The organism is Ruegeria sp. AM1 (assembly GCF_056540745.1).
The window spans coordinates 1,029,396-1,052,338 of sequence record NZ_JBQFXH010000001.1 but is presented as its reverse complement, the minus strand read 5'-3'; the positions used below and the strand labels follow the sequence as shown (position 1 = coordinate 1,052,338).

Sequence of the window (22,943 nt, the reverse complement as noted above, 5' to 3'; positions counted from 1 at the left end):
GCCAACACTCCTCTCATCAAAAAATTATGGGGACAATGAGATGTCTGGTGCAAGGTCCGGCCCACCAGGGCTGATCGACCAAATCGAAGAAACCCTGATCGCGTTGCTGTTGGGCCTGATGACGGCCGTTACATTCGCCAACGTGATCGCGCGATTTGTTTTCAACTCGAACATTTTGTGGGCGCTTGAACTGACGGTGTTCACCTTTGGCTGGCTGGTTCTGCTGGGCGCGTCCTATGCGATAAAAAAGCATGCTCATCTGGGTGTTGATGCCATCCTGAATATGCTCGCGCCAGCGCCGCGCAGGATCATGGCGCTGATCGCTGTGGGCTGTTGTCTGGTGTTTTCGCTGCTGATGCTCAAAGGCGCCTATGATTATTGGGCGGTCTTTGCGGATCTACCACCGACCTCGGGCCGCTGGTTCCCGACGGGGTTCAATGTGGATGCCCGCAGTCAGAGCTTTTACGAGGTGGACGACATCCCCATGGTCGCCCCTCTGCGGTTTCTGGAAGACATGATCAACTATGGCGAAGGGTATGAGAAGCTGCCCAAAGTCATCCCCTATCTGGTTTTGCCTGTTTCCATGCTGTTGCTTGTGATCCGCTTTACGCAGGCAGCTGTGCAAATCTGGCGTGGTGAAACCGACCGGATCGTTGCCAGCCACGAGGTCGAGGACGAGATCGAAGAAGTGCGCGCTCAGCAAGGAGAGCATGACTGATGGATGTTGTAATTCTGTTTTCCATGGTCATCGGCCTGCTGCTGATCGGCGTTCCGATAGCGGTTGCTCTGGGCCTAAGCTCCACCCTGTTCCTGCTGATGTATTCCGACAGTTCGCTGGCCTCTGTGGCCGGAACGCTGTTTGAGGCGTTCGAGGGGCATTTCACACTGCTGGCGATCCCGTTCTTTATCCTCGCCTCGTCCTTCATGACGACCGGTGGCGTGGCGCGGCGGATTATCCGTTTCTCGATTGCTTGCGTGGGGCATTTGCCCGGCGGCCTGGCCATTGCGGGTGTCTTTGCCTGTATGCTGTTTGCGGCTCTGTCCGGGTCCTCTCCGGCGACGGTGGTGGCCATCGGTTCTATCGTTATCGCGGGAATGCGGCAGGTTGGGTATTCCAAGGAATTCGCCGCTGGCGTGATCTGTAACGCCGGTACGCTGGGTATCCTGATCCCGCCCTCAATCGTGATGGTGGTCTATGCCGCAGCCGTCGAGGTCTCGGTCGGGCGTATGTTCCTGGCGGGGGTTATCCCCGGTCTGATGGCGGGTCTGATGCTGATGGTCACGATCTACGTCATGGCCAAGGTCAAAAACCTGCCCAAAGGCGACTGGAAAGGCTGGGGAGAAATCTTCACCTCGGCCCGCGAGGCCGGTTGGGGTCTGTTCCTGATCGTGATCATTTTGGGCGGCATCTATGGCGGGATATTCACCCCGACCGAAGCCGCCGCCGTGGCTGCGGTCTATGCCTTCTTCATCGCCAGCTTTGTCTACAAGGATATGGGGCCGCTGCATACCGAAGAGGGCGCGCGCAACCATTCTTTGCTGAAAAAGCCCTATGCCCTGATCACCGCGTTTGTGCATCCTGACACCAAGCATACGTTGTTCGAGGCCGGGAAGCTGACCGTGACGCTGCTGTTCGTGATCGCCAACGCGCTGATCTTGAAGCACGTTCTGACCGACGAACAAGTACCGCAGCACATTGCCGAGGCGATGTTGTCAGCGGGGCTGGGGCCGGTCACCTTCCTGATCGTCGTCAACGTGATCCTTTTGATTGGTGGCCAGTTCATGGAGCCTTCGGGCCTGTTGGTGATCGTTGCACCGCTGGTGTTCCCGATTGCCATCGAACTGGGCATTGACCCGATCCACCTGGGTATCATCATGGTCGTTAATATGGAGATCGGGATGATCACGCCTCCGGTTGGTCTGAACCTGTTCGTCACCTCCGGTGTCGCGGGGATGCCCATGATGGGTGTGGTAAAGGCTGCGCTACCTTTCCTGGCCGTTCTGTTCGTCTTCCTGATCATGGTCACCTACATACCGTGGATATCCACATTCCTGCCCAATACCTTTATGGGGCCAGAGATTGTGACCAACTAGATCGACAGATGCGATTTCAAAAGCCGGGCGACAGGTTCGCCCGGCTTTTTTACGTTTGAGCCCTTGAACCCAGTGCCGCACTTCTTAGATCAGGGGTTGAGGACGACCTCTCCATCTTGGAAACAGTTTCGGGACGACCCGAATGTGTCAGAGGTTTCCTTATGTCCTGGATATATCTGTTATGTGCTGGCCTGCTCGAAATCGTGTGGGCCGTTGCGATGAAGCAATCCGCGGGTTTCACACGTTTATGGCCCACCGCCATCATGGGGGTCTCTATGATGGGCTCTTTTGGGCTGCTAGCTCTTGCAATGCGGACGCTGCCGCTGGGCACGGCCTATGTGATCTGGACCGGAATTGGCGCGGTTGGCGCGTTTCTGGTGGGCGTAATGTTGTTGGGCGAGGCGCTGACACCGATGAGACTGTTGGCGGCTGCGCTGATCGTTGTTGGCATGATCACCATGAAGATGGCCTGAACCCGGACCCAGCCTGCCGTTGACCACCGCCTCGGCTTTCGGCAGGCTGTCTTAGAAATTACCATAGCGGTGCCACGATGCTTACACAGACAGACGCGCAGCTGTTGCGTATAGCCTATCAGGAAGCCAAGGCCGGGTTTGATGAGGGCGGATGCCCGATCGGATCAGTTCTGGCCCGCAAGGGGCAGGTGATCGGGCAGGGGCGCAATCAAAGGGTGCAAAAGGGCGATCCGATTGCCCATGGCGAAATGGATGCCCTGCGCAAGGCTGGGCGTCAGAAGACCTATCGCGATACGGTGCTGTACACCTCACTTTCGCCCTGCATGATGTGCGCGGGTACGATCGTTCAGTTTGGCATTCCACGCATTGTGATTGGCGATACTCAGAACTTTGGTGGTAACGAGGCGTTCCTGCGCGAGCGTGGCGTTGAGGTCATCCTTGCGGAAGACCCTGATTGCATCGCGCTCATGAAGCGTTTCATCGAAGAAAAGCCCGAGCTGTGGGCCGAAGATATCGCTGAATAGCGCGAGGTTCGTTTGCGCGTTACGCGTTTTCCAGTGCCTGGATGATCCCCGAAAAATCCTCGGCCTTCAGGCTGGCGCCACCTACAAGCGCCCCGTCAACGTTGGACACAGCAAAGATGTCGGACGCATTGCCGGGCTTGACGGATCCACCATAGAGCAGACGCACAGAACGCCCCACGCCTTCGCCAAAGCGACGTTCCAGACGGCTGCGGATGAAGTCGTGGACTTCTCCGATTTCTTCCAGTGTCGGAACCTTGCCGGTTCCAATGGCCCAGATCGGCTCATACGCCACCACAAGGTTTTCGCCAGTGGACTGGTCCGGGATCGATCCGGACATCTGGCCTCCGATGATGTCCAGCGTGTTCGCGGCCTCGCGTTGTTCCAGACTTTCGCCGACGCAGATGATGGCGACCAACCCGGCCTCCATCGCGGCACGGGCTTTGGCCCGGACATCTTCGTTCTGTTCGCCGTGATCCTCGCGACGTTCGGAATGGCCCAGAATGACCGCGCCCGCGCCTGCGTCTTTCAACATCTCGGCGCTCAGATCACCTGTATGCGCACCCGATACCTCGGCATGGCAGTCCTGTCCTCCGACAGCAATGCCTGTTCCTTCAACGGTTTCAGAGGCTCGGTGCAGCAATGTCGCGGGGGGGCAGATCAATACATCGACCGTCGGGGCAGGGTGCGCTTGCGCCAGCGCCTGGAGCTGAGCCAAAGCCGACCCTGTGCCATTCATCTTCCAATTGCCTGCCGCCAGCTTGCGCCGCATATCGGTATCTCCCTGATCGTTCGAGCGTCACTATGCCAGTTAACACCCTATACGATCAGTGACAATTCCGCTTGAACATTCGCGGAGCCCACACTGAAGGGGGCCTAAGTATCCGTTAAAATGAAAACAGGCTGCGGTCAGCTCTGCGGTGCGAGGCTTTCGTCAAACTTGATGGATTCGCCGCAGCCACAGGCATCAACCACATTGGGATTGCGGAATTTAAAACCCGATTCCAAAAGCGAGACCTCATAGTCGATTTCGGTCCCGAACAGAAACATCTGCGCCATGGGGGCGATCATGACGCGCGCGCCGTCCTGTTCGACCACTTCGTCGTTTGAATCTGCCTGATCGACATAGTCCATCGTGTATTCCATACCAGCACATCCGCCCTTTTTGACGCCGATGCGCAGACCTGCATGCCCCCCCGAGGTCATCAGACGGACGATCTGCTCTGCGGCTTTAGCCGTTATGGTCACGGCCTGTTTGCCGGGAACTCCAAACATTGTGGTCTCCGTAGTCGGGCGTTTCCCCTAATCTAGGGCCGACGGACGCTCTGCTCAAGTCAGAGTGGTAGGCAAGACCTCAGATTTCGCGGAAGTGATCGGGCAAACCCATCCTTGCGTCACTTCCGGCAATGGTATTAGCGTTGGATCAGCCCTTGAGTTTAGGGGCGCCAACTTGATCTTACAGAGGCGATATCGAATGTCTGGATTTATATTTGGCCGCAAATCTGCCCGTTCTGTGCTGTTGTTTGGCGGTATGGTCCTGATCGCATCCGCGGTTGCAGTCTCAGCCGCCGGAGGGGACAAGCGCCATCCGGTCAACTGCACCACCGCCGAGGGGGATTTGCGGGCTATCGCTGCCGAGAAAAAGCATGCCCAGGATCAACAGGTTGAAAGCGTTACTGCCATCACTCCGGCAGGTGCGCTGCTGGGGTTGGTTTCCGGGACCGAGAACAAAAGGCTCAAGATGTTGTCAGGGGATTACATCAAGCAGCTTGATGAGCGATCCGCGCAGATTAAGGCAGAGTGTAACATTAGCTAACGACTGTATCCTCTTGAAGTGTAAAAGGACCGCCCTCGGGCAAGAGCGGTCCGAATTCGGGCTCGGAATTTTTGGGGCAGACAGTGACAGAGCCCACGCGTTCGATTGCCACGCATCCTTTTGACTGGATGGCAGATAGTTTCTGCGCGCATCTGATGCCAGCGCGACCGACGCACGCAGTTTGTCCTGCATCCATGTGACAAACAAAGGAAGAAAGGGTAACGCGCAGATTACCGTTTTATGACAGATCGCCGATTTAAGAGTGCAAAAGCGTCGGGTTACATAAAGCCCAGTTCAAGACGCGCCTCGTCGGACATCATCTCCATACCCCAGGGGGGCTCCCACGTGATTTCGACATCGACGTCTTTCACGCCTGCCACCGGGCTGATGGCCTCGACCAGCCAGCCGGGCATCTCGCCTGCCACGGGACAGCCGGGTGCGGTGAGCGTCATGATCACTTTGACTGCGTTATCTTGTGCGATATCAATGGTATAAATCAGTCCAAGGTCATAGATATTCACCGGAATTTCCGGATCAAACACCGACCGGCAGGCCTCGACCACCTGATCATACAGGGGGTGTTCGACGGTTGAAGGTGCGATCAGCGGGGTACCTTCAAGATGTTCACTTGGGTGGGTCATTGATGCCTCGGGACTGTTACCTGACGAATTATATAGGGAAAGCCCCGGTCAGCGTCCAGAGGGGCAATGGCGCCCGCATTCGGGCGCCAGCATTGTTCAGTCGTTGATATCGTGCTTGAAGGTTTTGACCTGACCGTGGGGTAGGGCAAACATCCGGCGCAGCACCAGCCATGCGATCAGCGACAAGACCGCAAACATCAGCAGCAGGACCGCGAGAGGGGGCGCAACACCCGGAATGGCCAGCAGAATACCCGTGATCGCAGCACCGATAGCAAAGCCAAGGAAGATGAAACCGGGCAGCATGACCTCGAGTATGCCCAAGGCCAGCGCGCCGGCCAGCCAAAGCCACCATGTCAGCCAGAAGGGGTCTGCCATTACTTGCCGCCTTTCAACATTTTGAACGCATCGCCAAAGGCTTCGATCGCATTTGCAGGCAACACAATCGTTTGCTTACCTGTACCATTGCCCAGCGCGTTCAGCGACTCAACCTGTTTCAGCGCAACCTGATATTGCGCGGCCTCGATGCCGTTGTCCTGAATCGCCTTCGCAACAACTTCGGTGGCGTAGGCTTCGGCCTCGGCCTGAATACGGCGCGCCTTGGCGGTTTGCTCTGCCGCGTAAAGCTCGGCATCCGCCTGCAATTCAACGGCGCGTTTCTGACCTTCGGCCTCGGTGACCTGTGCGCGGCGGGCGCGTTCGGCGTTCAGCTGCTGCAGCATCGCGTCGCGCGTCGCCTGATCCAGATTTACGTCCAGAATCTCGGCGCGGGTAACCTCGATGCCCCAGTCATCAACAGCGGTTTCCACGCTTTCCTGAATGCGAGTGATCAGCTGCGCGCGGTTTGACTGTACCTCATCAAGGTCCATCTTACCAATTTCTGCACGCACGATACCTGCAACGGTGGTGGCGATCGCGCCGTCTACGTCCCGAATGCGGTATACCGTCTTTTCCGGTTCAAGAATGCGATAAAACACCGAGGTGTCGATTTGCACCAACACGTTGTCCTTGGTGATCGCATCCTGCGTGGCGTTCGGAAGCTGACGCTCGAGAATGGATATCTTGTGACGTGCAACATCTAGAAAAGGAACGATAAAGTTGATCCCGGGGCCAAGCACCGAATGCAGACGCCCAAACCGTTCGACCACATATTTTTCGGATTGCGGAACGATCTTGATCCCTTTGAGAACAACGATGATCACAAGCACCGCCGCGAGAAGGTAAATGATGTTTGATGTAAGCAGCCCGATAATTTCGTCTTCGGTCATAACTGTCCTCATTTATTGTGTACCATTGTATACATTTGATGGTTGAGTCGTCTGATTTCAACTCTGGTATGGATGGAATTAAACAGGATTCCTATGGCGGAAATGGGTCGTGTGACACGGATTTTGTTGATTGCGACCGCTTTGCATCCCGTGCTGGTTGCGCTATCGGGGCGGGATGAAACTGATTATCGACACTGACCCCGGCATCGACGATGCCCTCGCCATCGCCTATGCGGCGGCCGCACCGGATATCGACCTGATTGGTCTGACTACCGTTTTCGGCAACACGCATGTGCATCAATCCAGCCGGAATGCCCGGTTTTTGCTGCATAAGCTGGGCTTGGACCTCCCGGTTTCGGAAGGTGCCGCCAATGCGCGTGGATTGGACGCGCATACCCCGTCGGTCGCGGTACATGGGGCAGAAGGCTTTGGTGATTTGACCGACATCCCTCAGATCGGCGCCAACCATCGTCTGAGCGCCGCTGAATTCCTGGTCGATATGGCGCAGCAGCACAAAGGAGAGCTGGTGGTCTGCGCTGTCGGGCCCTTGACCAATATCGCGGATGCGATGCGTCTGGATCCTGCGTTTGCCACCAATATCAAGCGGCTCGTCATTATGGGCGGCGCGGTTTTTTGCGCGGGCAATATCACCAAAAGCGCCGAAGCAAATATCTATCACGACCCGAAAGCCGCGGATGAGGTCTTTGCCGCGCCGCCAGACACGGTTCTGGTGGGTTTGGATGTCACGTTGAAAACGCTCTATGAAACCTCGGATTTCGCGGCGCTGGCGCAGCGTTCCCCCGATATCGGGTCATTTTTGCGCGACATTTCAGCCTTTTATCTCAGATTCTACAAGGATGCCTGCAATCTGGAAGGATGCGGTTTGCATGATTCCACGGCTGTGATCGCCTGTACCCACGAAGCGATGTTCGAGACGGTGGAAACCGGCCTGCAGGTGATAGTGGAGGGTGATGAATTGGGGGCGACACGGCCCGATCCGTCGCGACCTGCGGTCCGGGTCTGCAGGAATGTGGATGGGGCGGGGGTTGTCGATCTGTTCTCAGAACGGGTGGCAATGCTGCCCTGACGGGTTGCAAACACAACCTTTCTGAGGCAAAGCCTGCCCGGTTCAGCGACCAGAGGCGTTCATATGACTCAGCAGTTTTCCTTTGAACTGAAGGCCACCGATGGCAAAGCCCGCACCGGCGTGATCCAAACCCCTCGGGGCGAGGTTCGCACGCCTGCGTTCATGCCCGTTGGCACTGCGGCAACGGTCAAGGCCATGATGCCGGAGAGTGTGCGCGCAACCGGGGCCGACATTCTGCTGGGGAACACCTATCATCTGATGTTGCGCCCGACGGCCGAACGGATCGACCGTTTGGGCGGGCTGCACAAGTTCATGAACTGGGAGCGCCCGATTCTGACGGATTCCGGCGGGTTTCAGGTTATGTCTCTGGCCGGGTTGCGCAAGCTGACCGAAAAGGGCGTGACGTTCAAATCGCATGTCGACGGGTCCAAGCATGAACTGACCCCCGAACGCTCGATGGAGATCCAACGATTGCTGGGGTCGGATATTGTGATGTGTTTCGATGAATGCCCCGCGCTGCCGGCGGATCGCGACCGCATCGCCGAGTCGATGCGCCTGTCGATGCGGTGGGCAGAGCGTTCGCGCGCCGCATTTGGAGACAGACCGGGCCACGCGCTGTTTGGCATCATGCAGGGCGGGTTGGAACAGGACCTGCGCGAAGAAAGCGCCGAGGCTTTGAAGAACATTGGGTTTGAGGGCTACGCCGTGGGGGGGCTGGCCGTGGGTGAGGGGCAGGAGGCCATGTTCTCATGCCTCGACTATGCGCCCGATTATCTGCCCGTCGACAAGCCGCGATATCTGATGGGGGTTGGGAAACCCGATGATATTGTTGGCGCGGTGGCGCGTGGCATCGACATGATGGATTGTGTGCTGCCCTCACGGTCGGGGCGCACGGGACAGGTGTTCACCCGGCGCGGCGTGGTCAATATCAAGAACGCCCGCCACGCAGATGATCCGCGCCCGCTGGACGAAGAATGCACATGTCCGGCCTGTTCGAACTATTCGCGCGCCTATCTGCACCATGTGTTCCGCTCGAACGAGATGATCTCGGGCATGCTGCTGACCTGGCATAACCTGCATTATTTTCAGGAGATCATGCAGGGCATGCGCGACGCCATCTCGGCGGGAACTTTTGATGCATGGCAGGCTGATTTCCACGCCCACAGGGCACAAGGTGACATCGAGCCGATCTGAGCGTTCTGCTATCGTTTAAACAGAGAAAACCTTCGCTTGGGCTTGGCCGCGAAGTCATAGCCGCAGTTCTCAAAGAACGATCTGACTTCTTTTGTCAAAAGACCTTTCCCGCTTGCCTGCTGAGGCAAGCCGAAGCCGCAGCCATAGTTGATTTCGACGATGACCGGGCCGGTTTCAGTGATCGCGATGTCGGTGGATTGATACCGCATCGGCGCAAAAAGGCGTGCCGCGCGCTCATTGATCTCTTTCAATTCCTCCCAAAATGGAAGTTTCCGTCCCTTGAGGCCGGGGATGTTTGGATGATCATCTAAATAGACGATTTCGTATTCATCTCTTTGCGCAACTGTGGTGAGTTCTCCGCTTTGCACATCGATTGCGCAGGCAATGTTGCCGTCGCGCCAGAATGCATCCGCGATGTTGTTGCCTTGAGAAAGAGCCATAGCGGCCATGGGCACATAGATATCCTGATCCCGAACAAGGTTTATCATTCGAACGGTAGCCAGGGCTGATGCATACGGTGCAATCTCGGAGTGATTGCGAAGCTGGCGTTGAATGAGATAACTGTTGTCGCCAACGACCTGCGTAAAGAAGTCATCGTATGAAATGGGGCCGATGCCGGTACAGGTCAGTTCCGATTCCGTGGCGGATTCGATCCTGAACACACCAAAGCCGATCATGCCGCCGATGATTTTACCGAACAAACCCTGGCCGGCTTCTGGCAGACACAAGTTCTTTAATTCTTGTGGGGTCGTGATCTTGTTGAGTTCGGGAAATGTCCGTTGGCTAGTGTCGATGACGGCAAGGTTCTGCGGGATAGGGAGGTTATCAGCTCCCATGATCGTGTAAGAAAGGACCTTGTCTTCTGCAGCAGCAAGCCACCCTGGGTCGTTGCAGGCATGGGCTATCGGCCAATGAATTTTGTTGCCAATAAATTCAGAGAGTTGTTGCGCTGTGTATCGCCCTTCGTAGTGCATCCCGTGTAGCAGAAATTCGGTCATGTTGAGCTTGGAGTCTGAACGCTCTAGACGACTGAAATCTCTTTGGATTGTTAAAGCGGAACGACCGCTTTTCCGAGCGGCGTACACCAGTTGTTCCTGAAGAGTCTGTTTGCGGATTCTTGTATATTCCGCGCGATCTATCTCTGCTGCTGTAAGGTCGCCCTGTTGGGTCATATATTTGGTCCAAATGTGTCTATTCAAATTAGGGATCAAATAGATATTTGAATGTGTCTAAATTGTGGCGCTTCGGTCATTCAAGCCAGATTATAAGGCAATTGCCGCAGTTCGGAATGGTTTCGAAAAATCATGCCTTGTTCTTCCCTCGACGGCAGTTCATTTTGATGTCGATACGATTTACGTACGGTTGAAACATGCGGCTCGAAAGCCCATTTTTACCGTCCAAGATAGGAGATGGCCAAAGGTTGCCTGGATCAGGGACCGGTGCTGTCTTGCCAATGATAAGGATTGAGCATGCAAGAGCCTCTGAATTCCTCTTACCCGGTACTTCCACTGCGCGACATTGTCGTGTTCCCTCACATGATAGTTCCGCTGTTTGTCGGTCGCGACAAATCGGTTCGTGCGCTGGAAGAGGTCATGCAGGATGATAAACAGATTCTTCTGTCGAGCCAGATGGACCCCAGCGTTGACGACCCCGAGACGGATGGCATTTTTCGCGCGGGTGTGTTGGCCAATGTACTGCAGTTGCTAAAGCTGCCCGATGGCACCGTAAAAGTGTTGGTCGAGGGGCAGGCACGCGTGCAGATCACCGAATTCCTTGAGAACGAAGAGTTCTTTGAGGCCCGTGCCGAGTATCTGACAGAAATTCCCGGCGATGTGACCACCACGCAGGCTCTGCTGCGGACAGTCGCGGATGAGTTTGAGCGCTATGCCAAAGTGCGCAAGAACATTCCCGAAGAGGCGCTGGCCGCTGTGGGTGAAACGGCTGAGCCCGCCAAACTGGCCGACCTTGTGTCAGGCCATTTGGGCATCGAAGTTGAGCAAAAACAGGAGCTGCTGGAAACGCTGTCGGTCAGCGAGCGGCTTGAGAAGGTCTATGGCCTGATGCAGGGCGAGATGTCGGTTCTGCAGGTCGAGAAAAAGATCAAGACGCGTGTTAAGACCCAAATGGAGAAGACACAGCGCGAGTACTACCTGAATGAGCAGATGAAGGCCATTCAGAAAGAACTGGGCGATGGTGAGGACGGCAGCAACGAAGTCGCCGAACTGGAAGCCAAAATCGCCGAAACAAAGCTGTCGAAAGAGGCACGCGAAAAGGCCGAAGGTGAGCTGAAAAAGCTCAAGAACATGTCGCCCATGTCGGCTGAGGCCACTGTTGTGCGTAACTATCTGGACTGGATTCTGGCACTGCCATGGGGCACCAAATCCCGTGTCAAAAAGGATCTGGGCCGCGCGCAGGACATTCTGGACGCAGATCACTATGGGCTTGAGAAAGTCAAAGAGCGGATCGTCGAATATCTTGCGGTGCAGCAACGCTCGAAAAAGCTGAAAGGTCCGATCCTGTGCCTTGTTGGTCCTCCGGGTGTGGGTAAGACTTCGCTTGGAAAGTCGGTCGCCAAAGCCACAGGACGCGAGTTCATTCGCATCAGCTTGGGTGGTGTGCGCGACGAATCCGAGATCAGGGGCCACCGTCGGACCTATATCGGCTCGATGCCCGGTAAGATCATTCAGGCGCTGAAAAAGGCGAAAACCACGAACCCGCTCATCCTGCTCGACGAAATCGACAAGATGGGGCAGGACTTCCGCGGTGACCCGGCCTCGGCCATGCTTGAGGTGTTGGACCCGGAACAGAACAGCACGTTCATGGACCACTATCTTGAGGTCGAATATGACCTGTCCAACGTGATGTTCCTGACCACGTCGAACAGCTACAACATGCCTGGGCCTCTGCTGGACCGGATGGAGATCATTCCGCTGGCCGGTTACACCGAGGATGAAAAGAGCGAGATCGCCAAGCAGCATCTGATCAACAAGCAGGTCAAAAACCATGGTCTGAAGGCCAAGGAGTTTGAACTGACTGACGAGGCGCTGCAGAAGATCATCCGCACCTATACTCGTGAGGCGGGTGTGCGGAACCTTGAGCGCGAGATCGCCAAAGTGGCGCGGAAGTCGCTGACCAAGATCATCAAGAAAGAGGCGGATTCGGTCTCGGTGACGCCCGACAATCTGGATGACTTCCTCGGTGTGCCCAAGTTCCGCTATGGTCTGGCCGAGCAGGACGATCAGGTCGGCGTTGTCACCGGGCTGGCCTGGACATCCGTGGGCGGCGATCTGCTGCATATCGAGGCGCTGAAACTGCCGGGTAAAGGTCGCATGAAGACCACCGGTAAGCTGGGCGATGTGATGAAGGAATCCATCGATGCGGCCTCGTCTTATGTGCGGTCGATTTCGCCTCAGATCGGGGTGAAGCCTCCGAAATTTGATACCTTGGATATCCACGTCCATGTCCCGGATGGCGCGACGCCCAAGGATGGGCCCTCGGCTGGTCTGGCCATGGTGACCTCGATCGTTTCGGTGCTGACCGGCATTCCGGTGCGCAAAGATATCGCCATGACGGGTGAGGTTTCGTTGCGCGGTAACGCGATGCCAATCGGTGGTCTGAAAGAGAAACTGCTGGCGGCCTTGCGTGGCGGGATCAAAACAGTGCTGATCCCCGAGGAAAACGAAAAAGACCTGGCCGAAATCCCGGACAACGTCAAAGAAGGGCTGACCATCATTCCGGTGAGCCACGTGTCTGAAGTTCTCAAGCAGGCGCTGGTGCGTGAACCAGAAGCGATTGAGTGGGATGAGGCCGCTGAGGAAGCGGCTGCCGCAGCCACCAAAGCTGCAGAGAGCGCAAGCCCTTCTGCAACCGCCCACTGACGGGTGTGAGAAAACAGCGAAGGCAGGGTGTAAAACCCTGCCTTCATTGCATTCAGAAGCCTATCACCGGTTTTTTGGGGTCCAGAACCTCTTCTTCTGCGATATAGCGCCGGAACTTCTGGTGCGGCAGCGCGGATCGTACGGCCAGAATGAAGATCACGGCCGAAAACAGCACACACAGAAGGATGTCCCAGCCAAACGGTATCTGGCGCAGTGCTCCTTCGCCAAACTGGCCGAGGTAAGAGATCAGCCCGATGCCGCCCATATAGGGCACCAGCCAGAGCGCTTCGGTGACGTCCATCTCTTCCAGCCGGCTATGAAACCTGATCAGTAACAGCACCATACCGGCAGCCAGCGCGATCCCCAGCCGCCAGACCGTGTCCCAACCGCTCCAGTACACAATCAGTGTTGCGATGGCGAAAGAGGTGAGGCCAACAAGCTTGACGGCAGGTATCCGGATCGACCGAGGGTGATCGGGCAACAAATCGCGCAGGCAAACGACTGCGATTGGCCCAACGGCAAAAGACAGCACAATGGCCGCGCCGTTCAGGGCAATGACGGTTGTGAAGGGCACGGTCAGAAGGAAAACGATACCGATCACAAAATTCAGTGCCAGCGCCCATAGTGGAACGCCAAACGATGACAGGGTCTGCAACCGGCGGGGCAGGACCCCGTTTTGGGACAGCGCCAGTGCGATCCGCGCGTTTGAGCCGGTCGAAACCAGACCATTTCCAAAGGGGCCAACTATTGAACCGATGTTGAGCAGGCTCAGGAACCAAAGGATACCAACTGACATAATCACACCGTCCAGCGGGCCCTGACTGCCAAAGCTCAGGCTCGCCCATCCGCTATGCAGCATCGCGTGATCAAGCGATCCGATGAAGGCAATTTGCAAACTAAGATAGATCATGGCGCACAGGATGATGGACAGAACCAGTGCGGCGGGTATCGCGAATTTGGGATTTCGCACTTCGCCCGCCATATCAACGACATGGCGAAAGCCGATAAAAGAAAAAATCACTCCACCGGTCGAGACTGCGGCCATGATGCCTTTCAGCCCGTACGGCGCAAATCCATCCGGGGTCGAAAAGTTTTCGACGTTGAAGCGGTTGATGATTAACAGAACGGACAGAACGATCGGAATGGCCACTTTGGCCCATGTCAAAGCCGTGTTCACCCGCGCAAAAAATTTCACCCCCAACGCGTTAATGGCGACAAACAGCAGCATGAAAAACAAGGCCACGGCGACACCGGCTCCTGTCAGGTCGCCCGTATCTGCGGCGTGCAGCCAGGGCGCATAGGGGCCCAGGTATTTCAACATGGCCTCCACTTCGATAGGAGCAGTGGTGTTATAGCCGATCCAAGCCGTCCAACCCATCGCCATTGAAACGATGTTCCCATGAGAAAACTGGGGAACCCGCGCGATGCCGCCGGGGATTGGCAACATGGCTGAGATTTCGGCGAAGGTGATGGCCAGAATGAACATGGCCACAGCGCCTATAATCCAGGACAGAACCGCCGCAGGCCCGGCATGCTGAACCGCCAGCAATGGCCCAAACAACCATCCCGAGCCAATGATGCCGCCGACCGAAATAAACGTCAGTCCGACAAGGCCAATGTCGCGCTTTAGGTCTGCCATGCGAACCGCCCTTAATGAGATCCGCCGAAACAGCGGCTATTCGCCTCAGCATACGCAACACGCCCGAAAGCTGGCAAGCCGCCAGAATCATGAGGAAATTTCGGAGTAGAAGCTGAACAGCCCCGATTTTATCGAAGCTGGCAAAGATGCAGGCTTTGGGGCAAGTTGGAAGAACGTCAAGCCAGGAGACCCCAGCATGCCTCAATATAACGATCTGTTTGAACTTTCAGTCGAAGACATGGATCTAATCGAAGAAGCGATGCGCCATGTCATAGCATCCAGATCACAGGCACAGTCTGATGAGGTTGATGAGGTCAGGGAAGCCCGCGAAGATTTTGTGCGCAGGGCACATGATCTTCTGGGGCGGTTGCACGATCAGAAGATTTTTTATCGCCCCAAAAAGGGGGTCTATGTCGGGGGCTGACGTGTCGCCCGTTTTCAGGGTGCAGGTGGCGTCAGGATGTGTTGTCGGCACCTAAATATTTGAAAACAAAAGTGGGTGCGTTTTCTTCAACAGCTACGATCAAGGCCTATGCGGCGTAGATGAAAACCCGGATCGGGTGGAAAAAATCGGGATCGGGCAAAAAACTTGAAAACGCCGCTTGACGATGCCGGGGCGTACCCATAATACACCCCAACGTTCAACAACGAACGGGCAGCGGGCGGTTGTAGCTCAGTTGGTTAGAGTACCGGCCTGTCACGCCGGGGGTCGCGGGTTCGAGCCCCGTCAACCGCGCCATCGCTGCCAGCCTTTGATCCGGGTGAACGGGTCGCATATAGACCCTAAATGCGCGGTTGTAGCTCAGTTGGTTAGAGTACCGGCCTGTCACGCCGGGGGTCGCGGGTTCGAGCCCCGTCAACCGCGCCATTTTCCTGAATTGCCCAAGATCACGTAGACCCGTTCGGGGCAGGTGCCAGCGAATGTCAGCAGGTGTCGGCAATAATCTGTTTGTTCACACTTCGTTCTAACTTTTCTGTTGGAGTTTGAAGCCAGCTCGCCTATCTCTAGGTCACTTGTTTGTTGGGGGCCGGAATGGCTGAGCTGAAGAATATTGAAGTGCGCGGCGCGCGCGAGCATAACCTTAAGGGCATTGATGTCGATATACCGCGCGATCAGTTGGTCGTGATCACGGGTCTTTCGGGCTCGGGCAAGTCTTCTCTGGCGTTTGACACGATTTATGCAGAAGGTCAGCGCCGCTATGTCGAAAGCCTTTCGGCTTATGCGCGGCAGTTCCTCGATATGATGGAAAAGCCCGATGTAGATCACATCAGCGGGCTGTCTCCTGCGATTTCGATTGAACAAAAAACAACGTCCAAGAACCCGCGTTCAACCGTTGGAACGGTGACTGAGATCTATGACTACCTGCGCCTGCTTTTTGCCCGCGCGGGGACGCCCTACAGCCCCGCCACCGGCCAGCCCATCGAAGCGCAGCAGGTGCAGGACATGGTGGACCGCATCATGACGATGGAGGAGGGGACGCGTGGCTACCTTCTGGCGCCCATCGTTCGGGATCGTAAGGGCGAGTACAAGAAGGAATTCCTTGAACTGCGCAAGCAGGGCTTTCAACGCGTCAAGGTCGATGGTGAGTTCTATGAACTGGATGAACCGCCAGTCCTGGACAAGAAATTCCGACATGACATCGATGTCGTCGTAGATCGGCTTGTTGTGCGGGAAGGCATGGAAACTCGGCTGGCTGACAGCTTGCGCACGGCGCTGGATCTGGCAGATGGTATCGCGGTGCTGGAAACCGCACCGAAAGAAGGTGACCCGGAACGCATTACATTCAGCGAGAATTTTGCGTGCCCGGTCAGTGGTTTCACCATTCCCGAAATCGAACCGCGGCTGTTCTCGTTCAACGCGCCATTCGGGGCCTGCCCGGATTGTGACGGATTGGGGGTTGAGCTGTTTTTTGATGAACGGCTGGTGGTGCCGGATCAGACACTCAAGCTGTACGATGGTGCGCTTGCGCCTTGGCGGAAAGGGAAATCCCCTTATTTTCTGCAGACAATCGAAGCGATTGCGCGCCACTACGAATTTGACAAGAATACGCCTTGGAAAGACTTGCCCAAGAAAGTCCAGCAGGTGTTTCTGCGAGGGTCAGGCGACGAAGAAATCCAGTTCCGTTATGATGAAGGCGGCCGGGTTTATCAGGTTACGCGCAGCTTCGAGGGCGTCATACCCAATATGGAGCGCCGCTATCGTGAAACCGACAGCGCCTGGATACGCGAGGAGTTCGAGCGGTATCAGAACAACCGTCCTTGCGGTACATGCGAAGGCTATCGCCTGCGGGCCGAGGCTTTGGCCGTCAAAATCGCTGACATGCATGTGGGTCAGGTCGTTGAGATGTCGATCCGGCAAGCTCTGGCCTGGATCGAAGACGCGCCCAATCACCTGAGCGCGCAAAAAAACGAAATCGCGCGCGCTATCTTAAAGGAAATCCGTGAGCGCCTTGGATTTCTAAATAATGTTGGTTTGGAATATCTTACGCTATCACGTTCAAGTGGAACCCTATCAGGGGGCGAGAGCCAGCGTATTCGATTGGCCAGCCAAATCGGGTCCGGTCTGACGGGCGTTTTGTACGTTTTGGATGAGCCTTCTATCGGGCTGCACCAACGGGACAACGATCGTCTGCTGGATACGCTCAAGAACCTGCGGGATCAGGGGAACACCGTGATCGTGGTCGAGCACGACGAAGAGGCGATCCGCGAGGCGGATTATGTGTTCGACATTGGCCCCGGCGCCGGGGTGCATGGCGGGCAGGTGGTTAGCCATGGAACACCAGAGCAGATCACCAGCGACGCGGCATCAATAACGGGCCAGTATCTTTCGGGCCTGCGCGAGATTGCGGTCCCGGTCGAGCGACGCAAGGGCAACAAAAAGAAGGTCACTGTGGTCAAGGCCACAGGAAACAACCTCAAGACTGTGACCGCCGAGTTCCCGCTGGGCAAATTTGTCTGTGTAACCGGTGTGTCGGGCGGCGGTAAGTCAACGCTGACGATTGAAACTCTGTTCAAGACAGCCTCGATGCGTCTGAACGGTGCGCGGCAGACGCCAGCCCCTTGCGAGACCATCAAAGGGCTTGAGCATCTCGACAAGGTCATCGACATTGATCAGCGGCCTATCGGGCGTACTCCGCGTTCAAATCCAGCAACTTACACGGGGGCCTTCACCCCGATCCGCGACTGGTTTGCTGGCCTGCCAGAGGCCAAAGCGCGTGGGTACAAGCCTGGACGGTTCAGCTTTAACGTCAAAGGTGGCCGATGCGAGGCGTGTCAGGGCGACGGTGTCATCAAGATCGAGATGCACTTTTTGCCCGACGTTTATGTCACCTGTGAGACCTGTAAAGGCGCACGTTATAACCGCGAGACTCTGGAGATCAAGTTCAAGGGTAAGTCCATCGCGGATGTCCTTGATATGACTGTGGAAGATGCGCAGGAGTTCTTCAAAGCCGTGCCATCGATCCGTGACAAGATGGATGCGCTGGCGCGGGTCGGGTTGGGCTATATCAAGGTCGGGCAGCAGGCGACCACCTTGTCAGGTGGTGAGGCGCAGCGGGTTAAGCTGTCAAAAGAGCTCAGCAAACGCTCGACGGGGCGTACATTGTATATTCTGGATGAGCCCACAACGGGTCTGCATTTCGAAGATGTCCGTAAGTTATTGGAAGTGCTGCATGAGCTGGTTGATCAGGGAAATACGGTGGTCGTCATCGAACATAATCTCGATGTGGTTAAAACCGCTGACTGGATCATAGACATAGGCCCCGAAGGCGGCGACGGTGGCGGCGAGATCGTCGCTGCGGGGACGCCCGAGCAGATCACAACCGTCGAGCGCAGCCATACAGGTCGGTACCTGAAACAGATGTTGGATGATGCGCGCGTCGCGGCAGAGTGATCTCTACCGCGCCTTTGACGCTGCGCGCATTCAGTAACGGGCGTATCGGAACATCTGCCAATGCCGCAGCAGCGGCGGGAAGAACAGAAAGATAAAACCAAAGCTGACATAGGCAAAAATCATCAGCGGTATCCACAGCAAGAACCCGATCAGCCCGACAAATCCGGCAATCCGGGTTGCTGATGCAGGTGCTACGATGCGATTGAGGCCTGCGTGCAAAAGCCGCCCGCCATCCAGCGGCATCAAGGGCAGCAGATTGAACAGCGCCAGCCAGAGGTTAAGCTCGGCCGTGACGATCAGAACCCAGGCCAGCACAGGTGAGGCAACATAAGGCTCGGCCAGCGAACAGACAGCCCACAGGGTCAGGTTCACGATCGGGCCCATCGCGACGATCAGTTCATCTTCATAAGACGAGGTCGACCGGCGAGGCTCGCAAAACCCGCCGCCGCCATAGAGAACCACACGGCTTACGGGCACGCCCTGAACCATGCATCCCCAGGCGTGCCCCAGTTCATGCAGCAGGATCGAGCCGATCAGAATCGCCGCGAATCCAAGTGCATAGGGCAGGCTAGCAGGGTCGAAATTGAACCCCACGATGATCAAAATCAGAAAGATCAGGCTTTGGCCGAATTGTATTGGGATATTCCATGGACCACGGAACTCAAAGAGCAGGCTTTCATTACTCATCATAAATCCTCAGAAGAATGACGAGTCTAGTGACGTTAAATTGCGTCAAAAGTTGGAACGCGTTCCCATAGTGATCAAGATTTTTCGCTCATGGCCCGCGCGGGATCAAGCCCGGGTCGAGCTGTTGCCACACTAGTTCAGAATATCCGCCACCGCGCCAATCAGGTTCAGCACCTTCCGAGTTTCCGGATCGACCCGATAGACATAGTCGCCCGCGCGGACATAATAGTCGTTGCGGTTCAGCCCATAGCGGTAGGGGTCGTTAATCCACCGATAGTCATCGCGAATGAAATCACCCGTGCCATAGATCTTCTTCGCCTGGCCCGGCGGCACGCATGGTATCGATTTTTTGGCGAGGCCCGGAGGACAGTGTCCCCCTTTGTTCTTGGCAATCGCGGTGGCGGGCGTCAGAGACAGAGCAAGCAACGCTACTGTGGTCATAAAAAGCTTGGTCATATCGCTGTCCTTGTGTTCGGTCCGCCCGTTGCTGTTCGCTCATCAGATGGCCATTCGCAGGCTGTGTGTCAAACCTCGGGGCGAGATATCGCCGAACGGTTATGACCGTCTACGTTGCTCGAACCGAGGCAGCATGGCGCTGAAATCCTGCCCCTGACCGTCTTCGTGTTCAACAAACTGCTCATAAAGCGCCGTCGCGGCCTCGCCCATAGGCGTATCGGCATCCGTGCTTTCAGCGGCCTGCTGGCTGAGGCGCAGGTCCTTGAGCATCAGCTCTGCCGCGAAGCCGGGCTGATATCCATTGTCCGCAGGGCTTTGCGGGCCGACACCCGGAGCAGGGCAATAGGCATTCATGGTCCAGCTATAACCCGACGAGGTGCTGACCACATCGAACATCTTTTGGCGATCAAGACCCAGCTTGTCGGCCAGTGCAAACGCCTCACATGTCGCGATCATGGTTACGCCAAGGATCATGTTGTTACAGATTTTGGCGGCTTGCCCCGCACCTGCCTGACCGCAATGGACCGCCTTTTGCCCCATGATATCAAACAGGGGGCTGGCCTTGGCAAAGGCGGGCTCGGATCCACCCGCCATGAAGGTCAATGTTCCTGCCGCCGCACCACCGATGCCACCCGAGACCGGAGCATCCACGGACATAAGACCAGCAGATTCGGCCTGGCTGGCAACAGCCCGGGCACTGTCCACATCTACGGTCGAGCAATCGATCAGCACCGCGCCGGGTTGCATCTGCGGAATGATCTGATCTGCCACGGCGCGCAGGATCGCGCCGTTTGGCAACATCGTAATCACAGCATCGGCGGCCTCGACCGCAGCGGTTGCACTTTCCATCAGCGTCACACCTTCGGCTGCGATCTGCGCGGTATCGAACCCGTGTACCTGATGCCCTGCCTTGGCAAGGTTCGCCGCCATGGGCGCGCCCATATTGCCCAGTCCGATGAAGCCAATTCTCATCTCTCATCCCTCCTCAAAGCTGAGTGTGTTTGCGCCCAATGGCTGCAGCATCCTCGAAACAGAAACCGCAGGCACTTTCATGTCCGGAAACTGCCATTTCGGGGTTCGGTCCTTATCGATAATCTGGGCGCGTATGCCTTCCAGAAAATCTCCGTGCTCCATCGCGCGATAGGTATAGCGGTATTCCAGTTCCAGCGCCTTGCGCATCGTCAGCAGGGGGCCACGCAACCTGTGCAACATCTCTACAGCGCAGGCCATGGCAAGAGGCGAGGGGCGGCTTAGCGCCCCCAACGTCTTTTGCGCAAAATCGGTGTCCCCATTGCGCAGATTGGTCAGAATATCGCCAAAGGTTTCACCATCGAAATGCTGGTCGATGTCAGGCTGCGCCCGTTTAAGCGCGCTGGGGGCGGGGGTTTCGGCATGGGCTGACAACATCTCGGCATCCCCGGATGCCTCGAGCATTTGGATAAGATCGGGCCATGTCGATTGTGGGATATAGAGATCGGCAAACCCGGCATAGATTGCATCCTCTGCGCGCATACGTGTACCGGTAGTGCCCAGATACTCTCCCATCCGCCCCGGTGCCAACGCCAGCATGAGCGAGCCGCCCACGTCAGGGACAAGGCCAATCGCGCATTCGGGCATTGCGATCTGAGAGCTTTCTCCGACGATCCGGTGGCTGCCGTGGCATCCAATTCCAACACCGCCGCCCATGGTGAAGCCCTGCAGAAAGCTGACGACCGGTTTGGGGTATTCAAAGATCATCGCATTCAGGCGGTACTCATCGCGCCAGAAGGTTTGCCCATAGGCGAAATCGCGCTTGGTTCCCGTGTCATACAGCTCGGCGATATCCCCGCCAGCGCAGAACGCCTTGTCGCCCTGAGCATCAAGGACAATCAGGTCGACCGCGTCATCCTCGCGCCAGTTGCGCAGCGCGGCGTCGATGGCCATGCACATGTCATAGCTGAGCGCGTTCAGAGCCTGCGGGCGTGTCAGAGTAATCCGTCCGGCACGGCCCGTGATGCGAATGTCGATGTCTGGCATGAAATCCTCAGCGGTTAGACAGCATTTGGCGGGCTACGATGACGCGCATGATCTCGTTGGTGCCCTCCAATATCTGATGGACCCTCAGGTCGCGCACAAGCTTTTCAATGCCATAGTCGGCCAGATAGCCATAGCCGCCGTGCAATTGCAGGCACTGGTCGACAATTTTCGACCCGGTCTCGGTGACAAACTTCTTGGCCATGGCACAGAATTTGCTGGAATCCGGTGCGCCTTGATCCAGTTTCCATGCCGCCTGACGCAAGAAAACGCGGGCCGCCTGCAGCTCGATCTCCATATCGGCCAGTCGGAACTGCAAGGCCTGGAATTGATCGATAGACTGACCAAAGGCCTTGCGTTCGGACATGTATTGCAACGTCATATCAAGCCCGGCCTGCGCCGCCCCCAGCGAGCAGGAGGCGATATTGAGACGCCCGCCATCCAGCCCCATCATGGCGTATTTGAAACCGTCCCCTTCGATACCGACCAGATTGCCCGACGGTATCCTGCAATCGTCGAACTGTACCTGCGCGGTGGGTTGGCTTTTCCAGCCCATCTTTTGTTCCAGCGCGCCAAAGCTCAGCCCCGGTGTGCCGTCTTCGACATAAACAGTCGAAATGCCTTTGGGGCCGTCTTCGCCCGTGCGGACCATGCAGACATAGGCATCGGAATAGCCGCCGCCCGAGATGAAGGCCTTGGTTCCGTTCAGCAGATACCCTTCGTTGCTGCGCTCGGCGCGGGTTTTCAGGGCGGCGGCGTCAGAACCGGATCCCGGTTCCGTCAGGCAATAGCTCAGGACCGTTTGCAGGCTGAGAATATCGGGCATGATGCGCGACTTCAGCGCATCGCTGCCGAAACTGTCCAGCATCTTGGCGCACATGTTATGTATGGAAAGAAAGGCCGCGACTGAAGGGCAAGCCATCGACAGGGCCTCGAACACCAAGGTTGCATCCAGCCGGGTCAGGCCCGATCCACCGCTTTCCTCGGACACATAGAGCCCGCCAAAACCAAGCTCGCCGATCTGTGGCCAAAGCTCTTTGGGGATTGTGCCGTCTGCCTCCCACTGGCGGGCATGAGGCGCGATGTTTTCCTGCCCGAACGCGTAGGCCATATCGAATATGGCGGTCTGTTCCTCGGTCAGCGCGAAATCCATGGCCTGCCTCCCTGCAGAGTAATGAATTGAACGAGTGTTTATTTCCGAATTCTTACAGAAGTTTTTCAACGCCAGCAATCGTAAGACTACCTACGCAAGCGGTGTTGGAACGAGCCCGAAAATCTGTTTGTGGG

The 22,943-nt window shown here is 56.6% G+C and carries 22 protein-coding genes and 2 tRNA genes; 12 read left to right on the top strand and 12 right to left on the bottom strand.

The features are described from left to right. Positions 1–40: 40 nt before the first annotated feature. From ACR0I7_RS05285 to ACR0I7_RS05270, 4 genes are all read left to right on the top strand, one after another. Complete coding sequence (locus ACR0I7_RS05285) at positions 41–718, top strand: TRAP transporter small permease (protein WP_480509127.1); 678 nt, start codon at positions 41–43, stop codon at positions 716–718. Continuing rightward, positions 718–2,094, top strand: a complete 1,377-nt coding sequence (locus ACR0I7_RS05280; protein WP_480509125.1) for a TRAP transporter large permease — start codon at positions 718–720, stop codon at positions 2,092–2,094. Before ACR0I7_RS05285 ends, ACR0I7_RS05280 begins: the two co-directional genes overlap by 1 nt. Positions 2,095–2,255: 161 nt before the next feature. Next, on the top strand, positions 2,256–2,567 hold the full coding sequence (locus tag ACR0I7_RS05275) for a DMT family transporter (protein ID WP_480509123.1): 312 nt from the start codon (positions 2,256–2,258) through the stop codon (positions 2,565–2,567). Between the two features lie 77 nt (positions 2,568–2,644). Then, positions 2,645–3,091, top strand: a complete 447-nt coding sequence (locus ACR0I7_RS05270; protein ID WP_480509121.1) for a nucleoside deaminase — start codon at positions 2,645–2,647, stop codon at positions 3,089–3,091. A 19-nt stretch (positions 3,092–3,110) separates the two neighbouring features. Here the strand turns inward: ACR0I7_RS05270 and tpiA are convergent, their stop codons facing one another. Further along, positions 3,111–3,860, bottom strand: a complete 750-nt coding sequence (gene tpiA, locus ACR0I7_RS05265) for a triose-phosphate isomerase (protein ID WP_480509119.1) — start codon at positions 3,858–3,860, stop codon at positions 3,111–3,113. Positions 3,861–3,997: 137 nt separating this feature from the next. Further along, positions 3,998–4,363: a HesB/IscA family protein gene (locus tag ACR0I7_RS05260; protein ID WP_480509117.1), complete on the bottom strand. Its 366-nt coding sequence runs from the start codon at positions 4,361–4,363 to the stop codon at positions 3,998–4,000. Between the two features lie 199 nt (positions 4,364–4,562). Here ACR0I7_RS05260 and ACR0I7_RS05255 point away from each other — a divergent pair, with 199 nt between their 5' ends. Beyond that, positions 4,563–4,904 carry a hypothetical protein gene (locus ACR0I7_RS05255; RefSeq protein WP_480509115.1) on the top strand — a complete coding sequence of 114 codons (342 nt, stop codon included), beginning with the start codon at positions 4,563–4,565 and terminating at the stop codon, positions 4,902–4,904. A gap of 278 nt (positions 4,905–5,182) precedes the next feature. On the opposite strand, the gene ACR0I7_RS05250 is transcribed toward ACR0I7_RS05255, so the two are convergent. The 3 genes from ACR0I7_RS05250 to ACR0I7_RS05240 all read right to left on the bottom strand — a co-directional run bounded on the left by ACR0I7_RS05250 (position 5,183) and on the right by ACR0I7_RS05240 (position 6,810). After that, positions 5,183–5,545 carry an SUF system Fe-S cluster assembly protein gene (locus tag ACR0I7_RS05250; protein WP_480509113.1) on the bottom strand — a complete coding sequence of 121 codons (363 nt, stop codon included), beginning with the start codon at positions 5,543–5,545 and terminating at the stop codon, positions 5,183–5,185. A gap of 96 nt (positions 5,546–5,641) precedes the next feature. Further along, positions 5,642–5,920, bottom strand: coding sequence for an NfeD family protein (locus ACR0I7_RS05245; RefSeq protein WP_480509111.1), 279 nt, complete (start codon positions 5,918–5,920; stop codon positions 5,642–5,644). Continuing rightward, positions 5,920–6,810 (bottom strand): SPFH domain-containing protein, encoded by an 891-nt coding sequence (locus ACR0I7_RS05240; RefSeq protein ID WP_480509109.1) that lies wholly within the window; start codon positions 6,808–6,810, stop codon positions 5,920–5,922. Before ACR0I7_RS05240 ends, ACR0I7_RS05245 begins: the two co-directional genes overlap by 1 nt. A gap of 175 nt (positions 6,811–6,985) precedes the next feature. Between ACR0I7_RS05240 and ACR0I7_RS05235 the strand changes: the two genes are divergently transcribed. Continuing rightward, the gene (locus ACR0I7_RS05235; RefSeq protein WP_480509107.1) at positions 6,986–7,897 is read left to right on the top strand and encodes a nucleoside hydrolase; all 912 of its coding nucleotides are present in this window, start codon (positions 6,986–6,988) and stop codon (positions 7,895–7,897) included. A 63-nt stretch (positions 7,898–7,960) separates the two neighbouring features. Then, positions 7,961–9,091, top strand: coding sequence for a tRNA guanosine(34) transglycosylase Tgt (gene tgt, locus ACR0I7_RS05230; RefSeq protein ID WP_480509105.1), 1,131 nt, complete (start codon positions 7,961–7,963; stop codon positions 9,089–9,091). Positions 9,092–9,099: 8 nt separating this feature from the next. On the opposite strand, the gene ACR0I7_RS05225 is transcribed toward tgt, so the two are convergent. Beyond that, positions 9,100–10,263, bottom strand: coding sequence for a sugar-transfer associated ATP-grasp domain-containing protein (locus ACR0I7_RS05225; RefSeq protein WP_480509103.1), 1,164 nt, complete (start codon positions 10,261–10,263; stop codon positions 9,100–9,102). Between the two features lie 297 nt (positions 10,264–10,560). Here ACR0I7_RS05225 and lon point away from each other — a divergent pair, with 297 nt between their 5' ends. Further along, on the top strand, positions 10,561–12,969 hold the full coding sequence (gene lon, locus ACR0I7_RS05220) for an endopeptidase La (RefSeq protein ID WP_480509101.1): 2,409 nt from the start codon (positions 10,561–10,563) through the stop codon (positions 12,967–12,969). A 52-nt stretch (positions 12,970–13,021) separates the two neighbouring features. Here the strand turns inward: lon and ACR0I7_RS05215 are convergent, their stop codons facing one another. Next, positions 13,022–14,608 carry an APC family permease gene (locus tag ACR0I7_RS05215; RefSeq protein ID WP_480509099.1) on the bottom strand — a complete coding sequence of 529 codons (1,587 nt, stop codon included), beginning with the start codon at positions 14,606–14,608 and terminating at the stop codon, positions 13,022–13,024. A 196-nt stretch (positions 14,609–14,804) separates the two neighbouring features. On the opposite strand from ACR0I7_RS05215, the gene ACR0I7_RS05210 reads away from it, so the two are divergent. From ACR0I7_RS05210 to uvrA, 4 genes are all read left to right on the top strand, one after another. Continuing rightward, positions 14,805–15,032: a hypothetical protein gene (locus ACR0I7_RS05210; RefSeq protein WP_480509097.1), complete on the top strand. Its 228-nt coding sequence runs from the start codon at positions 14,805–14,807 to the stop codon at positions 15,030–15,032. Positions 15,033–15,270: 238 nt separating this feature from the next. Continuing rightward, a tRNA-Asp gene (locus ACR0I7_RS05205) sits at positions 15,271–15,347 on the top strand. 52 nt (positions 15,348–15,399) lie between these two features. After that, positions 15,400–15,476, top strand: a tRNA-Asp gene (locus tag ACR0I7_RS05200). 165 nt (positions 15,477–15,641) lie between these two features. Beyond that, positions 15,642–18,500, top strand: coding sequence for an excinuclease ABC subunit UvrA (uvrA, locus tag ACR0I7_RS05195; protein WP_480509095.1), 2,859 nt, complete (start codon positions 15,642–15,644; stop codon positions 18,498–18,500). A gap of 30 nt (positions 18,501–18,530) precedes the next feature. Here uvrA and ACR0I7_RS05190 read toward each other — a convergent pair whose 3' ends face one another. The 5 genes from ACR0I7_RS05190 to ACR0I7_RS05170 all read right to left on the bottom strand — a co-directional run bounded on the left by ACR0I7_RS05190 (position 18,531) and on the right by ACR0I7_RS05170 (position 22,809). Further along, on the bottom strand, positions 18,531–19,187 hold the full coding sequence (locus ACR0I7_RS05190) for a site-2 protease family protein (protein ID WP_480509093.1): 657 nt from the start codon (positions 19,185–19,187) through the stop codon (positions 18,531–18,533). Positions 19,188–19,319: 132 nt separating this feature from the next. Then, positions 19,320–19,643 carry a hypothetical protein gene (locus tag ACR0I7_RS05185; RefSeq protein WP_480509091.1) on the bottom strand — a complete coding sequence of 108 codons (324 nt, stop codon included), beginning with the start codon at positions 19,641–19,643 and terminating at the stop codon, positions 19,320–19,322. Positions 19,644–19,742: 99 nt separating this feature from the next. After that, on the bottom strand, positions 19,743–20,615 hold the full coding sequence (mmsB, locus tag ACR0I7_RS05180) for a 3-hydroxyisobutyrate dehydrogenase (protein ID WP_480509089.1): 873 nt from the start codon (positions 20,613–20,615) through the stop codon (positions 19,743–19,745). A gap of 3 nt (positions 20,616–20,618) precedes the next feature. Beyond that, entirely contained in the window at positions 20,619–21,659 is a 1,041-nt protein-coding gene (locus ACR0I7_RS05175) for an enoyl-CoA hydratase/isomerase family protein (RefSeq protein WP_480509087.1), read from the bottom strand. Between the two features lie 7 nt (positions 21,660–21,666). Continuing rightward, on the bottom strand, positions 21,667–22,809 hold the full coding sequence (locus ACR0I7_RS05170) for an acyl-CoA dehydrogenase family protein (protein ID WP_480509085.1): 1,143 nt from the start codon (positions 22,807–22,809) through the stop codon (positions 21,667–21,669). Between the last annotated feature and the right edge of the window lie 134 nt (positions 22,810–22,943).

Coding starts and splice junctions, on each gene's coding strand:
- ACR0I7_RS05210 (WP_480509097.1), top strand. CDS start 14,805: ATGCCTCAATATAACGATCTGTTTGAACTTTCAGTCGAAGACATGGAT.
- ACR0I7_RS05170 (WP_480509085.1), bottom strand. CDS start 22,809: ATGGATTTCGCGCTGACCGAGGAACAGACCGCCATATTCGATATGGCC.
- ACR0I7_RS05190 (WP_480509093.1), bottom strand. CDS start 19,187: ATGAGTAATGAAAGCCTGCTCTTTGAGTTCCGTGGTCCATGGAATATC.
- ACR0I7_RS05185 (WP_480509091.1), bottom strand. CDS start 19,643: ATGACCAAGCTTTTTATGACCACAGTAGCGTTGCTTGCTCTGTCTCTG.
- mmsB (WP_480509089.1), bottom strand. CDS start 20,615: ATGAGAATTGGCTTCATCGGACTGGGCAATATGGGCGCGCCCATGGCG.
- uvrA (WP_480509095.1), top strand. CDS start 15,642: ATGGCTGAGCTGAAGAATATTGAAGTGCGCGGCGCGCGCGAGCATAAC.
- ACR0I7_RS05175 (WP_480509087.1), bottom strand. CDS start 21,659: ATGCCAGACATCGACATTCGCATCACGGGCCGTGCCGGACGGATTACT.
- ACR0I7_RS05280 (WP_480509125.1), top strand. CDS start 718: ATGGATGTTGTAATTCTGTTTTCCATGGTCATCGGCCTGCTGCTGATC.
- ACR0I7_RS05250 (WP_480509113.1), bottom strand. CDS start 5,545: ATGACCCACCCAAGTGAACATCTTGAAGGTACCCCGCTGATCGCACCT.
- ACR0I7_RS05285 (WP_480509127.1), top strand. CDS start 41: ATGTCTGGTGCAAGGTCCGGCCCACCAGGGCTGATCGACCAAATCGAA.
- tpiA (WP_480509119.1), bottom strand. CDS start 3,860: ATGCGGCGCAAGCTGGCGGCAGGCAATTGGAAGATGAATGGCACAGGG.
- tgt (WP_480509105.1), top strand. CDS start 7,961: ATGACTCAGCAGTTTTCCTTTGAACTGAAGGCCACCGATGGCAAAGCC.
- ACR0I7_RS05260 (WP_480509117.1), bottom strand. CDS start 4,363: ATGTTTGGAGTTCCCGGCAAACAGGCCGTGACCATAACGGCTAAAGCC.
- lon (WP_480509101.1), top strand. CDS start 10,561: ATGCAAGAGCCTCTGAATTCCTCTTACCCGGTACTTCCACTGCGCGAC.
- ACR0I7_RS05225 (WP_480509103.1), bottom strand. CDS start 10,263: ATGACCCAACAGGGCGACCTTACAGCAGCAGAGATAGATCGCGCGGAA.
- ACR0I7_RS05270 (WP_480509121.1), top strand. CDS start 2,645: ATGCTTACACAGACAGACGCGCAGCTGTTGCGTATAGCCTATCAGGAA.
- ACR0I7_RS05215 (WP_480509099.1), bottom strand. CDS start 14,608: ATGGCAGACCTAAAGCGCGACATTGGCCTTGTCGGACTGACGTTTATT.
- ACR0I7_RS05275 (WP_480509123.1), top strand. CDS start 2,256: ATGTCCTGGATATATCTGTTATGTGCTGGCCTGCTCGAAATCGTGTGG.
- ACR0I7_RS05240 (WP_480509109.1), bottom strand. CDS start 6,810: ATGACCGAAGACGAAATTATCGGGCTGCTTACATCAAACATCATTTAC.
- ACR0I7_RS05235 (WP_480509107.1), top strand. CDS start 6,986: ATGAAACTGATTATCGACACTGACCCCGGCATCGACGATGCCCTCGCC.
- ACR0I7_RS05245 (WP_480509111.1), bottom strand. CDS start 5,920: ATGGCAGACCCCTTCTGGCTGACATGGTGGCTTTGGCTGGCCGGCGCG.
- ACR0I7_RS05255 (WP_480509115.1), top strand. CDS start 4,563: ATGTCTGGATTTATATTTGGCCGCAAATCTGCCCGTTCTGTGCTGTTG.